Source organism: Ekhidna sp. ABH4_415 (genome assembly GCF_056161305.1).
The window spans coordinates 329,664-345,157 of the sequence record NZ_JBSWYW010000005.1; the positions used below are offsets into that span (position 1 = coordinate 329,664).

General features: G+C 41.8%; 19 protein-coding genes. 14 read left to right on the forward strand and 5 right to left on the reverse strand.

Annotated features, from left to right (window positions below; genetic code table 11):
* Positions 1-2 precede the first annotated feature (2 nt).
* The 8 genes from ACXAH9_RS10775 to ACXAH9_RS10810 are packed head-to-tail and all read left to right on the forward strand — an operon-like array spanning position 3 to position 5,801.
* On the forward strand, positions 3-1,016 hold the full coding sequence (locus tag ACXAH9_RS10775) for a cyclase family protein (RefSeq protein WP_474894864.1): 1,014 nt from the start codon (positions 3-5) through the stop codon (positions 1,014-1,016).
* A gap of 10 nt (positions 1,017-1,026) precedes the next feature.
* Positions 1,027-2,130 (forward strand): pyridoxal phosphate-dependent aminotransferase, encoded by a 1,104-nt coding sequence (locus ACXAH9_RS10780; RefSeq protein WP_474894865.1) that lies wholly within the window; start codon positions 1,027-1,029, stop codon positions 2,128-2,130.
* 10 nt (positions 2,131-2,140) lie between these two features.
* The gene (locus ACXAH9_RS10785; RefSeq protein WP_474894866.1) at positions 2,141-2,569 is read left to right on the forward strand and encodes a nuclear transport factor 2 family protein; all 429 of its coding nucleotides are present in this window, start codon (positions 2,141-2,143) and stop codon (positions 2,567-2,569) included.
* Between the two features lie 56 nt (positions 2,570-2,625).
* A complete protein-coding gene (locus tag ACXAH9_RS10790; RefSeq protein WP_474894867.1) occupies positions 2,626-3,036 on the forward strand; it encodes a DoxX family protein in 411 nt (136 codons plus the stop codon).
* A gap of 13 nt (positions 3,037-3,049) precedes the next feature.
* Positions 3,050-3,736: a hypothetical protein gene (locus ACXAH9_RS10795; protein WP_474894868.1), complete on the forward strand. Its 687-nt coding sequence runs from the start codon at positions 3,050-3,052 to the stop codon at positions 3,734-3,736.
* 41 nt (positions 3,737-3,777) lie between these two features.
* Entirely contained in the window at positions 3,778-4,479 is a 702-nt protein-coding gene (locus ACXAH9_RS10800; RefSeq protein ID WP_474894869.1) for a hypothetical protein, read from the forward strand.
* Positions 4,480-4,500: 21 nt separating this feature from the next.
* Complete coding sequence (locus tag ACXAH9_RS10805; protein WP_474894870.1) at positions 4,501-5,454, forward strand: WD40/YVTN/BNR-like repeat-containing protein; 954 nt, start codon at positions 4,501-4,503, stop codon at positions 5,452-5,454.
* 14 nt (positions 5,455-5,468) lie between these two features.
* Positions 5,469-5,801 (forward strand): hypothetical protein, encoded by a 333-nt coding sequence (locus ACXAH9_RS10810; protein WP_474894871.1) that lies wholly within the window; start codon positions 5,469-5,471, stop codon positions 5,799-5,801.
* An 8-nt stretch (positions 5,802-5,809) separates the two neighbouring features.
* Here the strand turns inward: ACXAH9_RS10810 and ACXAH9_RS10815 are convergent, their stop codons facing one another.
* Complete coding sequence (locus ACXAH9_RS10815; RefSeq protein WP_474894872.1) at positions 5,810-6,748, reverse strand: CPBP family intramembrane glutamic endopeptidase; 939 nt, start codon at positions 6,746-6,748, stop codon at positions 5,810-5,812.
* Positions 6,749-6,818: 70 nt separating this feature from the next.
* On the opposite strand from ACXAH9_RS10815, the gene ACXAH9_RS10820 reads away from it, so the two are divergent.
* From ACXAH9_RS10820 to ACXAH9_RS10830, 3 genes are all read left to right on the forward strand, one after another.
* Positions 6,819-7,580 (forward strand): NRDE family protein, encoded by a 762-nt coding sequence (locus tag ACXAH9_RS10820; RefSeq protein ID WP_474894873.1) that lies wholly within the window; start codon positions 6,819-6,821, stop codon positions 7,578-7,580.
* Positions 7,577-8,020 (forward strand): PaaI family thioesterase, encoded by a 444-nt coding sequence (locus tag ACXAH9_RS10825; RefSeq protein WP_474894874.1) that lies wholly within the window; start codon positions 7,577-7,579, stop codon positions 8,018-8,020. The genes ACXAH9_RS10820 and ACXAH9_RS10825 overlap by 4 nt, the downstream gene beginning before the upstream one ends.
* Before the next feature lie 90 nt (positions 8,021-8,110).
* Complete coding sequence (locus ACXAH9_RS10830) at positions 8,111-9,310, forward strand: Nramp family divalent metal transporter (RefSeq protein ID WP_474894875.1); 1,200 nt, start codon at positions 8,111-8,113, stop codon at positions 9,308-9,310.
* Here ACXAH9_RS10830 and ACXAH9_RS10835 read toward each other — a convergent pair.
* A complete protein-coding gene (locus ACXAH9_RS10835; protein ID WP_474894876.1) occupies positions 9,307-10,227 on the reverse strand; it encodes an L-lactate dehydrogenase in 921 nt (306 codons plus the stop codon). The genes ACXAH9_RS10830 and ACXAH9_RS10835 overlap by 4 nt on opposite strands.
* Positions 10,228-10,306: 79 nt before the next feature.
* Between ACXAH9_RS10835 and pxpA the strand changes: the two genes are divergently transcribed.
* Genes pxpA through ACXAH9_RS10850 form a run of 3 tightly spaced genes read left to right on the forward strand, consistent with a single transcriptional unit; the run spans position 10,307 to position 12,523 of the window.
* The gene (pxpA, locus tag ACXAH9_RS10840) at positions 10,307-11,044 is read left to right on the forward strand and encodes a 5-oxoprolinase subunit PxpA (RefSeq protein WP_474894877.1); all 738 of its coding nucleotides are present in this window, start codon (positions 10,307-10,309) and stop codon (positions 11,042-11,044) included.
* Positions 11,010-11,699, forward strand: a complete 690-nt coding sequence (gene pxpB / locus ACXAH9_RS10845; protein ID WP_474894878.1) for a 5-oxoprolinase subunit PxpB — start codon at positions 11,010-11,012, stop codon at positions 11,697-11,699. Before pxpA ends, pxpB begins: the two co-directional genes overlap by 35 nt.
* 20 nt (positions 11,700-11,719) lie before the next feature.
* Complete coding sequence (locus tag ACXAH9_RS10850) at positions 11,720-12,523, forward strand: 5-oxoprolinase subunit C family protein (protein WP_474894879.1); 804 nt, start codon at positions 11,720-11,722, stop codon at positions 12,521-12,523.
* Between the two features lie 270 nt (positions 12,524-12,793).
* On the opposite strand, the gene ACXAH9_RS10855 is transcribed toward ACXAH9_RS10850, so the two are convergent.
* The 3 genes from ACXAH9_RS10855 to ACXAH9_RS10865 are packed head-to-tail and all read right to left on the reverse strand — an operon-like array spanning position 12,794 to position 15,440.
* Positions 12,794-13,693 (reverse strand): ATP-grasp domain-containing protein, encoded by a 900-nt coding sequence (locus ACXAH9_RS10855; protein ID WP_474894880.1) that lies wholly within the window; start codon positions 13,691-13,693, stop codon positions 12,794-12,796.
* Positions 13,686-14,585 (reverse strand): SDR family oxidoreductase, encoded by a 900-nt coding sequence (locus tag ACXAH9_RS10860; protein WP_474894881.1) that lies wholly within the window; start codon positions 14,583-14,585, stop codon positions 13,686-13,688. Before ACXAH9_RS10860 ends, ACXAH9_RS10855 begins: the two co-directional genes overlap by 8 nt.
* Positions 14,586-15,440, reverse strand: a complete 855-nt coding sequence (locus ACXAH9_RS10865; RefSeq protein ID WP_474894882.1) for a peptidylprolyl isomerase — start codon at positions 15,438-15,440, stop codon at positions 14,586-14,588. It lies immediately after the preceding gene.
* Positions 15,441-15,494: the final 54 nt, after the last annotated feature.

A 15,494-nucleotide genomic window follows, 5' to 3' on the forward strand; every position in this document is an offset into this window, starting at 1 on the left:
TCATGGAAGCTAAACCAATTTCTATAACAGCTAAGAAATCAATTTTCCCACTTCTAATGGTTGGATTATTCTGCTTACAATTTGCGTGTTCCACATCGGAAACAGGAGCTGATAAACAGGCAATCAATCGCGCCGAATGGCCTACAATAGCAAATGATGAAGACATTCAAAATCACCTCGTCGAGTTGAGCAATTGGGGAAGGTGGGGAGTAGATGATCAGACAGGAACTTTGAACTACATAAGCTCTGATAGGATTTTGGAAGCTTCTCGATTGATTAAATCTGGCAGGAAAATATCTCTTGCCAGACAGTCCAATATAGTGACAACCCCTGGAGTTCGGGAAGGATCATATCAAATGCAGAAAGGCCGGTACGGAAGCAGGGATTTTGTGGGTGCAGTGTGGCACGGATTTGCAGTTACTCACCTTGATGGCTTGGCCCATGTGTTTGCTGACACCACACAGATGTATAATGGTTTTAGCATAGACAGCTTAGGTTCGGAGGGGGCAAAAGTGCTGGGCACAGAAAATTTTTCAGAGGGAATTGTGGGAAGAGGGGTATTAATTGATGTACCAAATTATTTGGAGAGAGACCTGGAACCAGGTTTTGCGATAACTCCTGCTTTATTGGAAGAAGTGCTCGAAAGGCAAAAAACATTGCTGAGTTCCGGAGATATTGTTTTCGTCCGAACCGGATTAGGCGAAAAAAATACCCGGGAAAGACGGGCAGGTCTTCACCCGGGTTGTATTGTGTGGGCGCATAAAAATCAAATTGCCTTACTGGGTGGCGATGGGGATAATGATGCTCATCCGATTCAAGGATTCGATCGTTTTTCCAGCACATTTCACACAGTTGGAATTCCTTATCTCGGTTTGCCTCTCATCGATAATGCCAATTTGGAGGAACTGAGTTTGCACTGTAAGGAGATAAACAGGTATCAATTTTTTATCACAATAAATCCATGGAGAATAGAAGGAACCACTAGTTCTCCTGTGAATCCGATTGCCATTTTTTAAAAGTGTATTTATGAAAAAGTATAAGAGGAGAGAGTGGATAAGAGATACATCTATGTTAGGAATAATTGGACTGTTATCACCACAGCTTTCGGTTGCAGATTCTGGAGATTCCTATGTAGACTCCACGATTTATTTAAATGCCAACGAGAATCCATATGGACCATCGACAAAAGCAAGGGAGGCAATAAAACTCTCAATAGATAGTGGAAATAGATATCCATTTTCGCAAGCCACTAAATTGATAGAATCGCTGGCTAAAAGGTTTGGGCTAGATCAAAATAACTTTATGCTCGGTGCTGGTAGCTCCCAGCTTTTGGATCAATTAGGAAATTGGGTTTTTAACAAAGGACTTTCACTTATTTATGCCTCACCCACCTTTGAAATTTTACCAAATTATATTGAACGATTAGGTGGAAAGGTTATTCCAACATCATTAACAAAAGACTTTAAGCATGATTTAGAAGCACTAGGTGATGTAGCGAATAAAAATCCGGGTGTGATCTACATCGTTAATCCTAATAATCCAACCAGTACTTTGCTCAATGCGGACGAGTTGAAATCTTTTTGCGACCGAATGAGCCAGCATTCTTACATCATTATAGATGAAGCCTACATAGAATATCCGGGAGAAGATCAATCCATGTTGGATTTTATAAAGACAAATGATAAGATTATCATCGTCCGAACATTCTCAAAAATATTTGGTATTGCGGGCTTACGTGTTGGTTATGCAATAGCACATCAGTCAATAATAAAGGAGCTTAGTCACTTTCAAATATGGAGGAGTGCAAGTGTAAGCTCCACCGGCATTGCAGCGGCCATTGCAACCCTGAATGATGCCGGGTTTGTAAAAAGCTCAAGGGATAAGAATGAAAGAGTCAGAAATCAAACCGTATCTGCACTCAATAAATTAGGCATGGAGCCATGCGAATCCAATACCAACTTCATTTTCTTTCCCACGCTTAATAACGATGACTTAAAAAGTAAACTGTTAATGCAAAACATGCTCATTGGGCAAATGCAGATTGCAGATAGAAATTATGCCAGAATCACCATAGGTACTGAAAATGAGATGACAACTTTAATTCAATATTTAAATGAACTATACAAGTAACATGAAGACTATGAAATATTCTTTAATCGTACTCACAACTGTGATCTTTAATCTGTTTCCCCTGTTTGCTCAGGCCCAGTCCAATGCTGAAGAACACATTGCTGTTATGCAAACCCTCAACCAGTATCTACAAGGGGGCACCAACAATGATTTTGAAACCCTTTCCAAAGCTTTTCATCCGGATGCCTCAATGAAGTTCATTAGCAATGATGGCTATAAAGAGGTTAATGCAGTTGATTTTTTTAGGAATGGAATGAAGCCAGGTCCACCTCAAAATCGAAAAACGAGTATTATTTCCGTGGATATTTCAGGTATGGCTGCTCAAGCTAAACTGCAAATTGACTATGACACATTCTACTTTGTTGATTACATGCAGCTACTCAAAATCGATGGTCAATGGAAGATAACAAGTAAGATTTTCTATAAAGTAGTGCGGTAAAAAGCTCAAAGCTCACATGATTTGCTCAATAAAATCAAACTTCTTTAAACTATCAAATGATCAAAACACTCAATAAAAAACTGGAGCCTATTGCGGGCTATGGGTTTCTATTCCCTCGTATTGCCTTTGGTGTACACCTACTCTATTACTCCTGGTCATCTGTCACGTCTTTTGATGTCTCCGGAGATGCGGATTGGCTGGCGACAATGGGAGTGCCACTTCCATTCTTGGCGGCCTGGTCATACCTGCTCTCTGAATTTTTGGGCGGTATATCTTTGATACTTGGTTTTAAAGTCCGGTTATTCGCTATCCCATTGATAGGGACCTTTCTGGTGGCTTACTTCATGGTTCATGTCAATGACCCCTATGCTGATGCTTATCCAGCCCTACAAATGCTGGCAATGTCCTGTTTTTTTCTTTTTGCTGGCGCAGGCAAAGTGTCAATTGATGAATGGTTAAATAAATAGGAGGACTAAAGCGATGGATAAAAAATATCGTTTCATTTTCCTTTTCTTCGTCCTCATACTTCTTCTTGTTCCGATTGGATTCAGAAGATACTTTTCAGCACTTTTCAGTGGAGAACTGCAAAACTGGGCATTGCATTTCCACTTGGCTGTGATGACGATATGGTGTTTGATGCTCATCATTCAACCCATATTGATCAATAGAAAGAAGCATGCTTTTCACCGAGCTATTGGTAGGGCTTCTTATTTTCTGGTTCCAATCATCGTTCTCTCCATTTGGCTGGTCATACGTCATTCTTTCTTTAGAATGGAAGAGCACCTTACTACGGATCAAAATCTGGCTCAGATTTTTTTTCCATTTTCTCAGATGATCCTCTTTGGCGGATTTTATCTACTTGCCATCTTGAACATAAACAAGCCTTCAGTTCACATGAGATACATGATCGTATCATCCGTTTCACTTTTAGGCCCAACCATTGGCAGGATAAATTTCACCCCCTTAGGCTTAGAGGCAATTGACATGGATTTATGGGCGATGAATTTAACCTTGATTGGTTTTATCCTTTATGATCAGCTCAATAAGCTGAAAAGCCAGCCATACTATTATGGACTTGGTGCATATGCCCTGATGCATTGGGCTTATTATTCTTTCTCATCTTCGGATCTGTGGCAGATAGCTGCAAGAAATTTATTTCTGTTATGACTTTTGGGAGCAAGCATATAGTTACGGTTTATTACATACTTATGATTGCAATCATGGGAACTTCCTGCAAGAATGAAGAATCAACGAAACTTCTATCAGAACCATATCGATTAGATGGTTCAATAAGTGTCTCTGAAAAGAACGACACTATTCTTTATGACTTGATTTATGAGAATCAGTTTTTGATGGTAAAAGAAAACCAAGATCATTTTTACATAGGGGTACACTCGGATATCCAAACTATTATGAATGTATATCATCTTGGAGATGATCAAATTAAAATTATGCACGCTTCAGCGTCACTTGGAGAAATTAATTTTGATCGGAATGATTCGAATGAATGGATTAGAGACCAAGATAAATGGGATTGGCGATATAGAGATGCAGAAGTATGGGGCAACTACCATGGTAAGGATTACCTACATCAAAACCCCATACTAGATTTCGAAGCATTCTATTCAACGTTTGGATGGGTTGGAAACACTATTTCGTTTGGAAGCTATCGGGATATGGAGATGGTCATCTCAAAGGAGATTGTGCCCAATGTGCAGCAGCTCTTTATTTCATTCGATGTGAACTTTGATCAAGATTCAACACAGGTTTTTTCATGGTCTCACCCATTACGAGCCGACTCTGTTGAAGTTCTGCGAATTCACCAGGGAGGTATTCCATTACTCCCCAAAACACTCCCAACTAACTATTTCCAAAAAGAAAGAAAGGAACTCAAAAAGAAAGCAAACTAACACATGGTCAACCTTAAACTTTTGAAAAGTAAAAACCTTTTTGGTTTTCTAATAAGCATACTAGCAATATTTAGCCTGGAAGCTCAGAAGATAAGACTTTCTGAAAATTTGATTCTTCATGAATTGGCATATTCAAATGGAACATTTTGGGCGGTAGATTACGGCAATGGGTTGGTTTTGAAAAGTCATGATGATGGAGAGAACTGGTCGGTGGGAGCGAAACTGGGATCGGAATATTTCGAACAAATACAGTTTGTAAGTGAATTAACCGGGTTTGTTTGCGGAGACTATGGATATGTCTACAGAACAAAAGATGGTGGGGCTACCTGGCAAGAAATAAGCCCTGAGATTGAGGGCAGAATCTTAGAGCACTACCGAAACGACTCCACTAAAAATCAAAATCCGGATGGACAGTTTGTAGCCTACTATCACATGTATTTTTCGGATTCCCTTAGTGGTTTTGTTTCAGGGTTTAGAATGAACCCGAAAGTTGGTGGCAGCTCATTTAGCTCATTGTATTTTATAACATCCGATGGAGGGGATTCGTGGGAGTTGAGAGATAAAGAAGCCGACCCACCTTCTTCAGCAGAAAAGGTATTTGTTAATAATAAATTTTACCTGACAAAATCAGAGCAATGGACTGCTAAAAAGACTAAGGATAGTTATCTGATAAGAAAGAGCACCGATGGAGGTGAAACTTGGTCTGACTCAGAATTGCCAGGCTACAAAGCGGAGGAAAAATGGATGATTCGAAAAATCCTATTCACAGATAAAGATAATGGTTTTGCATTTGGAGGTACTTTGGGCGAAGAGAAAAAGGCGCTGATCTTCTATACCTCAGATGGCGGGGAAACATGGATCAGATATAATGCAAACTGGCCTCACATTCATGATGCAATTTTGGTTGGAGATAGGTTTTTCATTTCCGGCAAGGAAGGTTTTTTAAAAGAGGTAAATCAGGCTTATTTTAAATAATAAAATGGACATAAATGCCAATAATAAACTGCTTTTCAGCTAAAAAACCACAAAAGGATAGCTGGGTTCAATTTGTTAATCACTGGAGTGAAAAAATTGGAGTTGATCGAAAGGACATCACCATCCACATATCAACAGATTTTATGCAAGTAGGAGAGCCATATACATTGAAAGTTGAACTCTACCTACCATCCCTATGGTCAGGTCAAGAGATTAGTGCTATTCAGCAAAACTTTCTAAATCTTGCCGAAGAAATTCTTGCAGTTAAGCGAGATGAGATTTTTCTTATGACACAAATCATTCAATCCGGACATGTTTTTGACCGGGGATTACTACAAGAATGGTAGCAAATGTCTTACCTCTGCATCCAACCAAATAGTTCCATCAGCCAGGCCACCCCAACATGAATGAATATGCCACCCCAAATATTACGACTGTTGTAAGAAATGATGCCCAAAACATATCCTCCAAATATAGAGCTGACTGTTTCGCCTAACGGCTTGCCAAAGTGGAGAAACGCATAAGTCACGACCATGGGCAGTACAGCATATCCTCCTAGTGTTCTGGTAAAAGCAAATATCAAGAAGCCTCGAAATATCAACTCGACAGAAATAAAACTGCTGCCATAACAAAGTTCATAGATTATCACCAGCCACGCGCGGGAAGCCTTAGGATTTTCTCTCAAGTATAAGCTAGCGCCTGATCGTGCAAAACGAGGATAATAATCCTGAATGTCACCCATAAATGAGCCAATTCCTAGGAATACGGCGGCAATTCCAAGTAATATTAAATAAGGCCTTGGATCAAATTTTTTCCAGCTAAGACCATAGAAGTTTTGTTCCTTGTCATTTTCAATGAATTTGTAAATAAGAAGCAAAGGGATTACGACAAGGATCAGTCCGGAACTCCAGTTGACACACCTTACAATAAAGTGATACTCCATTTTGGGCAAAAACTTAAGACCCTCTGTAAAACCATAAAAGGAACGATCCAGTGCCAGCAAACCAAAGCCAATGATGAACTTAATCCAGTAGCTTTTGCTTTTAAGCCAGTCTTTCTTCTTGCCAAAAACGTATAAGATCAAACAGACGACAAAGAATGGGAATCCATGAAAAAGAAACATCCATAGCCACTTGATAGGACGTCCATTGAAAGAATCTATGACTCCATCTTCAAAATCAAAGCGATAGTTGAAGATGATGCAGATCGTTGTGAAAACCAGTATCGTCAGGTATAATTTCCAATCGAAATGTAATCGCTGATAATCTTTGAGGTACTGAAGAACTTTCTTCATTAGGTCGGTTTGTGAAAATGAAATTCTAAATTAGATATTCGAAACCAAAGGATGATCAATCATGTGTTTAATGGCATTTGCTTATAAGGTCCATCCCAAATACAAGTTCATTCTTGTAGCAAACCGAGATGAGTTTTATGCACGTCCCACTGCAATAGCTCATTGGTGGATAGATCACAAAAAGATATTGGGAGGAAGAGACCTTCAGGCCAAGGGCACCTGGATGGGGATACAAAAAAATGGTCGCTTTGCAGCCGTTACAAATTACAGAGACATTCAAAATATCAAGCCAGAAGCAATGTCAAGAGGTGACCTGCCCGTAAACTTTCTTATGGGAAATGAAAAGCCGTCAATGTATTGTAGAAAGGTTAAGCAGAAAGGAGACCATTACAACGGATTTAATCTAATTACATTGGATAATGAGTTAGCTCATGTAAGCAATTATGATAAGGACGTGCACCTACTTGATCCTGGGGTTTACGGGTTAAGTAATGCACTACTCGATACCCCATGGGCGAAAGTAGAAAAAGCTAAAAGAAAATTTAATACACTCATTAAACAGCCCTTTAGGCTCGAACAATTGATTGATATGATGCAGGACACTGAAACAGCACCAGATGATCAGCTTCCGGAAACAGGCCTTGATTATGAAAGAGAAAAAGCCGTATCTGCCATGTGTATACGAACTCCCGATTACGGCACTTGCTGCACCACAGCAGTCACTATCGACCATGATGGGAATGTTTCCTTTATGGAAAAAACACATGCAGTGGCTGGTCGAAAAGAGAGCACGGTTACTTTCGATTTTCAGATTGATCATACCATTCAATGAACAAAGCACATTTTGAAAAGCTGCAGCGGATGTATTTGTCTGCCAACATCAATACTGAACTATTTGATACTACAACGGTACACATAACAAAAGGTAAAGCTGAGATAGGACTAAAGGTTGAATCAAAATATTTCCATGCGCTCAATGCGATGCATGGATCTGTTTATTTCAAACTACTGGATGATGCAGCATTCTTCGCAGTAAACTCTGTAGTTGAAGATGCTTTTGTTTTAACTAAATCTTTTGAAATACACTTTAAGCGGCCAGTAACTGAAGGAAAAATTCTCGCCACTGGAGAATTAATTTCATCTACATCTAAAGGAGAAGAGTATGTCGCTCGATCAGAATTGTTGAATGAAGCAGGAAAAATAGTAGGGCATGGTCAAGGAACGTTTGTGAAAAGTAAAGTGAAACTGAGTCCGGAAACTGGTTATGTATGATGATCACCCAAAATGCTATTTAGTACAATGGCACAAAATATTTACTCAGATTATTCAAGATTTCTCCTTCGTTGAAATGACAAAAAATAAATGAATGCAATAAAAAAATACTTCGGACCCAGCACACTCGTAACAGCCGCTTTCATAGGTCCGGGCACGCTCACGGTATGCACCCTTAGTGGGGCCAATTTTGGCTATACGCTACTTTGGGTATTGCTCTTTGCAACAATCGCTACGATTATTTTACAAGAGATGACAGCTCGGTTAGGGCTGATCACACAATCAGGTTTGGGGGAAGCCATTCGATCTCAAATTGAAAATCCTGCAGCCAGGTGGTTGGCTATTCTACTTGTATTTACAGCTATCATCGTTGGTAATGCTGCTTATGAAGCGGGTAACATTTCAGGTGCAGTTCTGGGTATTTCAGGCATTTTTGGTGAATCTGTTCCCTGGGCGCTAATAATCGGAGTTAGCTCTTTTGCCATATTGTTTATTGGTAAAGTAAAGATCATCGAGCGAATCCTGATTGGACTGGTAATATTGATGAGTGTGGTGTTTATCATCACTGCCTTCTTAGTTAAGCCCGATCTACCTTCGATTTTCAGTGGACTTTTCATTCCTTCATTTACTAACAAAAACCAGCTAGCTATTCTCGGTTTGATTGGGACCACCATTGTCCCCTATAATCTCTTTTTACATGCGTCCTCAGTTAGCCAGAAGTGGAAATCAGCCGAGGAACTTCCAGATCTGCAAAAGGAAAATGGGGTCGCCATTGGGTTGGGTGGATTGATATCCATGGCAATAGTCATTACCAGTGCAGCAACAATTTTTGGCAAAGGTGTTACGGGTATTAATGAAATGGCCATGCAGCTGGAACCACTTCTTGGCAGCTGGGCTAAGTATTTTTTAGGATTGGGTTTGTTTGCAGCAGGAATTTCTTCGGCGATTACCGCACCTTTAGCAGCGGCCTATACTGCCCGGGGCATTTTCGGTTGGAAAGAAGGGTTTCAAACGTTGAAGTTCAGGGTTATATGGGCACTGATACTGATAGTAGGGACCACCTTCTCCATGCTGGGCTACAAACCCATTGAGGTAATCCAGGTGGCTCAGGTAGCCAATGGAATACTCCTTCCGATCATCGTTTTTTTCCTGATCTACCTATGCAATAAAAAATCATTACTCGGATTATACATCAATAAACCATGGCAAAATGGGTTGGCAATTCTTGTGATTTCGATCAGCCTTTTGGTCAGCTTTAGAAGCCTGAATAATGTCTTTGGGTTTGTTTAGTCAATCACTTCTTTTATGGCCTTTTTTATAACCTCTGCTGATTTCAAGAAACCCTCTTTTTCTTCAGCATTCATTGATATTTCAAACATTTTTTCAATGCCTTTATCACTCACAAGACACGGGAGGGAAAGGGCCAAATCAGTTAATCCAAATTGACCTGTAAGGGCAGATGATAGCGTAATAATTCTGCGTTCTCCTCTAAGTATCCATTTCAAAAGCGTGGCGGTTACCAAGCCGATTGCATGATTGGTAGCACCCTTCCTTTTGATAATCTCCTGAGCTGCTTTTCTCACTTCCTCCGCAATGGAAACTTCGAATGATTTCTGCCATCCTTCCCAGTTTCTTAATGGATCACCCCCGATGGTGGCACGTGACCATAATACCACCTCTGAATCTCCATGCTCGCCAATCACCTGTGCATGAATGCTGCGTGGATCAAGATTTAATCTGGCGCCTGTAATAGACCGCAACCTTGCTGTATCCAGCATGGTCCCAGTTCCTATGACCCTCGACGCGGGTAATCCTGAAAACTTTTGATAGAAATAAGTAAGCACATCCACCGGATTAGAAACGATGATCAGAATACCTTCATACCCCTTCAGTTTGTTGGAAATGTTTCTGGCTATCCCAATGTTGTCTTTTAATAATTCAAGACGTGTTTCTCCGGGGTTACCACCCCTGCCGGCTGTAATCACAATGGCCTGGCAGGATCGCATTTCTTCAATTTCAGCTGATCGAATGCTTGCGGTTGGATAAAAAGATGAACCGTGATTGAAGTCCATGGCCTCCCCCTCTGCCAGTCCCTCACGCACATCATTAAGAAGTAGTTCTTTGCAAATACCATTGTGAAGAATGGAACTTGCTACGCTGGACCCTACCCAGCCCATCCCGATAATGCCAATGCGATTCGTTTTCATAAACGTTGAATTTGATGTTGCTGCAGAATTAAAGTTGATGAAATAATCGGGTACTTTCTAATATTATCTAAATTCAACTATGCTTTCCATCGACCTCAATGCTGATCTGGGAGAACATCCGGGAACCAACCTGGATGAAAAAATCATGCCTTTCCTTTCGTCCTGCAATACTGCATGTGGAGGTCACATTGGAGATGAGCGTTCTGTCAGGCAAACGATTCGCCTGGCAAAACAACACGGGGTAGCTGTTGGTGCGCATCCATCCTATCCCGATCCGGATCATTTTGGCAGGAAAATTATTCATATGCAGCCTGGTGAATTGGCAGCCAGCATAACAGATCAAATTCATTTGGTCAAAAGAATGTGCGAGGAGGAACAAGTAGTCCTTCATCATGTGAAGCCGCATGGCGCACTTTACAATCATGCTGCTGGAGATGAATTCATTTCCGAACTGATTCTAAAAGTCATTGAGGAAGTTGTTCCAGGCACTTATTGGATGGGGCTGGCTGGCTCCACTTCAGAAGAAGTAGCCAAGAGGCATGGATATTCATTCATTGCAGAGGGGTTTGCAGATCGCCAATATGAACCTGATGGTTCGCTCCGCTCTCGAACTTTAGATGGAGCAGTATTGCGAAAGACAGAGGTGTTGAAGCAGGTCGAAGAGCTGGCTGTCAATAACCGGGTGAATGCTGGAGGTTGGCTTACGCTCAATGTTCAATCCATATGCCTTCACAGTGATACAGAAGGAGCAGTAACTTTAGCGAAAGAAATACACGAACACCTTGTCAACAAAGGAATCCAAATCGCTGCTGTTTAACAGTATCTCCTGGCGAGCCAGTCTCCTTGGAGAGGAGGTTGTTTTGCTCGAATGTGGCAAGGGAACAACCATTGAGAAGATCCATGAGAGTACATACCTTGTGGAGCAGGCAATAGGTGGAGATTTGATTGATTTAGTACCTGCATACCATTCAATAGCCGTTTTCAGTAAACTTGACATGGGTGAGGTTATTAAGAGGCTGGATGGACTAAAAGGGTCTGCCAAGCAGATTCGAGATAACGACGATGTGATTGAACTACCAATCTGCTATGAAGAGGGACTGGATCTTTCCAGAGTGGCCGAGCAGTCCGGAATGAATGAAGATCAGGTTATTGAAAGACATTTAAAAGGAATCTATCGATCCTTATTCATAGGCTTTACGCCGGGCTTTATTTATGCAGACGGCCTTCACGAATCATTAGCATGTCCGCGATTGGAACAGCCCCGAAAGCGAATCCCTTCAGGTTCTGTAGGTATTGCCGGAGAGCAAACAGGCATTTATTCATTAGCCAGTCCCGGGGGGTGGAATATCATTGGACGAACCCCAATAAAAATTTTTGTTCCGACAAAGGATCAGCCTATGTTGATTGATGTGGGAACGCGGTATCGGTTTTATCGAATCACTAAGAAAGCATTTGAGGAATGGGAAGATTGAAGATGATCAAATCGGGCCCCATGACCACCATTCAGGATTTTGGCCGGTTTGGTTATCGGCGATACGGCATTCCTCAATCCGGAGCAATGGATCGGCAAATGATGATTGCAGTAAATCAGCTTGTGGGGAATCCTGACCAATATCCAGTGATCGAGTTTGCGCTGATGGGTATGGAGCTAGAAGCTCTTGAGGAAACCGTCATTTCTGTTGTTGGTGCAAACTTTAAAGTCAATGGGCAGACCAAAGGAAAATGTATGAGAGTGTCAGTTGGAGATAAGGTCGCTATCTCCGCACCTACGTTTGTTTACGGATACCTTGGAATGGGAGGGAGCATTCAGGCGAAGGAGGATTTTGGAAGTGTCTCTACCTATGAACGGGCAGGATTTGGCGGAATAGATGGAAGAAGGTTACAAATGGGGGATATGCTTGCATCTAATGGCGAAGGAGAGATAAAAGCACAGGCAGATATACCGGACAGAGAAAACGAAGAGATTGTAACCATCCGAATCATGAAAGGGCCTGAATGGAATTTATTAAAAGAACTACCAAGCTTTGAATCATTCCAGGTGGATGGAAGCAGTGACCGGATGGGAATTCGATTGACAGGTGCTCGGTTGGCATGTGACTATCGAGAAATCGCATCATCTGCGGTTATACCTGGCACCATTCAACTCCCGGCTGACGGCCATCCAATCATTCTAATGAATGACTGCCAGACAACAGGTGGCTATCCAAGGATTGGAAAGGTGATTGATGAGGATATGGGCAAGCTGGCACAGGTGAGGCAGGGGAAAGCGGTGAGGATGGTGCGTGTGCAGAATTGATTACACCTTTCGGAAAGTTTCAAACTTTCCGAAAGCTTAGAGAGTCTCCGCGATGGTTCGTGTCCCCGAATCAAAAACGAATATTGGTTTGAGAAAGACAAAAACCAGGGATTAAGGGATCTTCCGCAAGGTCCCGGAATAAATCCGGGACATACCTTTTAAGATGCTCTCATAAGAAAATGTAACAGGCAAGCATCGTCACGAGTAGCATTGCAATAAACACATAGAGAAATAGATTACTCTCTTTATCTGATTTCATGAATTTTGTCTTTAGATGGAACCTAATAAAGCCTGGACTTCCTTCGCCAACATCTCCGCTGCTTGCTCATTTTTTCTGAACCACATCTCCGGCTCTACCAATTCCAATTCGGAAATGGCAGGGTTCCCATCATTGTCGTTGACGATATCTACCCGGGCGTAGAGAGGGATGTGATCACAAGCATTTACGGCAGCAATAGCCAGGTCAATCTCTGCTTGCGTTGGTTGGTAGTCTTCAACTGTTCCACCAAAATCATCCTGCACCCGAAAATCACCGGGTTTGGCAACCTTCAGTACTGCATGTGTGTATGCTCCGCCAATAAGCATCAGCGATAGCTCTCCTCGCTTCATTACATCTTCCTGAAAGGGTTGTAACATCATCGCTTCATCTTTGATCAGGTAGGCGTAGCGCTCCTCATAGTTCTCAATTGTCTCGGGGCTAAGCTTAAACGTGTCTTTGGCGGCAGCAGAAATAGCCGGCTTGAGAACAGTATGTTTCCAGCCCAGCTCATCGTGCAGCTGCTTCAACGTTCGCTTGTTTCCGGGCTCAATGAAATACGTTTCTACAATATTGACACCTTGATCTTTGAGGTCTGAGAGGTAGTGTTTGTCTAGGTTCCAGATGATGGTATCATAATCATTAACCAACCTGGTTTTCATCGAGACCTCCATCAGCCAGTCACTGAACTCAATAAATTTCTCCGCATAATCCCATGTAGTCCTGAAGAGTGCAATTTTTGTTTGTGTCCAATCGAAAGCGGCATCTGACCAGGCCACTTTTTTCGTTTTGAAGCCACGCTTTTCCAAAGCGTCCATCACCAACTGATCTTCGCGGACCACATTGTTGATATATTCATTTCGCTCTTTGGGGTTGACGTACCGCTCGTCCGTCAGGATGACAACATCATACATTTTCTAGTTGTGACTTTAAAATGGCTAATCCCTCCCTAAAGCTAACAGGTTCATATCCTAATTCCCTTCTTGCTTTGTCTAAAATAAATCCGGTTTTTGCCGGACGTTTCGCAGGTTGAGTGAAAATGGATCCATCTGCTTTTTCGATTAGCGACTTATCGAGACCAAAATATTCGGCAGTTGCCATAGCCATATCATAGGGGGTCAGTAGGTCTTTCCCTGATATGTGCCAGACTCCTTCTGCTCGTTTTTCCGCAATCAATGCACATCCCTTGGCCAGATCTTCGGCCAAAGTTGGAGTTCGCCACTGATCATTCACCACCTTGATCAGTTGTTTTTCTTCCAGGCTTTTTTTCACCCACAAGATGATGTTGGATCGACTCATGTCATGAACAATTCCGTAAACGAGCATCGTTCTGACAATGGCGTGTTTCAGCCCACTTGCTCCCAATAACTTTTCTGATTCAAGTTTGCTTTCAGCATACTTGCTAAGCGGATTAGGTAGATCATCTTCAGCGTACGGACCATCTTCTCCATCAAAAATGAAATCTGTGGATAGATGAATAATAAAGCATTTAGTCTCCTTACATGCTTCGATTAGGTTTCTTACAGCATCTACATTGAGTTTTTGACAGGTTTCTGGATCTTGTTCACATTGATCCACATGGGTCATGGCAGCAGTATTGATCACCACATCAGGTTGGTGCTTGGAAATGATTTTGGCCACTTCACTTACGACCGTGACATCCATCTGTTCATACGTATATGATCCGAATGGATTTCGATTAGCTCCCCGAGCGGTTGCAATGACATCTACACCTTCGTTGGTTTCATAAAGCTTTACCAGCTTTTGCCCCAGCAACCCATTGGCTCCAGTGATTAATACTTTCATTTACTCCTCTGAGTTGGGATACTCGTATCCGTACTTTTCAGTGATCTCTTTTTTCTTCATCTCGATCACCTCCATCGAAACGTAAATATCTTCTGACGGCAGTGATCGCTCGCCAGTTTGAGGGTTTCGTGATGTTGGGATGGCAGCTATTTTGTCTATTACTTCTAATCCATCCACCACTTTACCGAAAACCGTGTATTCACCGTCCAATGGCGGATAACCACCTACACCGTGATATTCTTCAGGATATTGCGAAGGGTCCACACTTAAGTCAACTCCATACTTTTCTTCAACAAGATCTTTATTCGCGAGAGATAAAGCAGTCATGCCAGCATTGTCTCGGTTTCGGGCCAGTTCCTGAAATTGTTTTAATAGGTCGCTATGTGCAGTGTCCTGTAATATATCACTCATTCGCTGATTTAATTGCCTCACATCGGTAGTCATAAAATCCCACGACATGCCGTCAATAATGTAGAACTGAGAAGCAGACGATTTCTTTTCCGGATTTGCCTGATCCCCCTGTCTGGCAGCTGCGAGGGCCCCCTTCACATGATATAATCCATCTACAATTTCAGCGGGGATTCTGTCCTCTTCAGATTCTCGTACTCCTTCTTTTTTAGCCACATCACCACCCTGAATCATAAAGTCCTGAACAATTCTGTGGAATACTGTGCTGTCGTATTTACCTGAGCGAGCGAGCTCTAAAAAATTCTTTTTATGAAGCGGCGTTTCGTCATAAAGCACCACAGTCATGTCTCCGTACTTGGTCTTGATTTTGACTAGATAGTCCTTGTTTTTATCTCCACATGCTGCAAATACCGCAACGATCAATAAGCTGATAACTATTTTTTTCATTTTGCTTCTTTTTTCTGAGCCGTAAAAGTATCAAAGGAGAGTCAGACTTCAAGA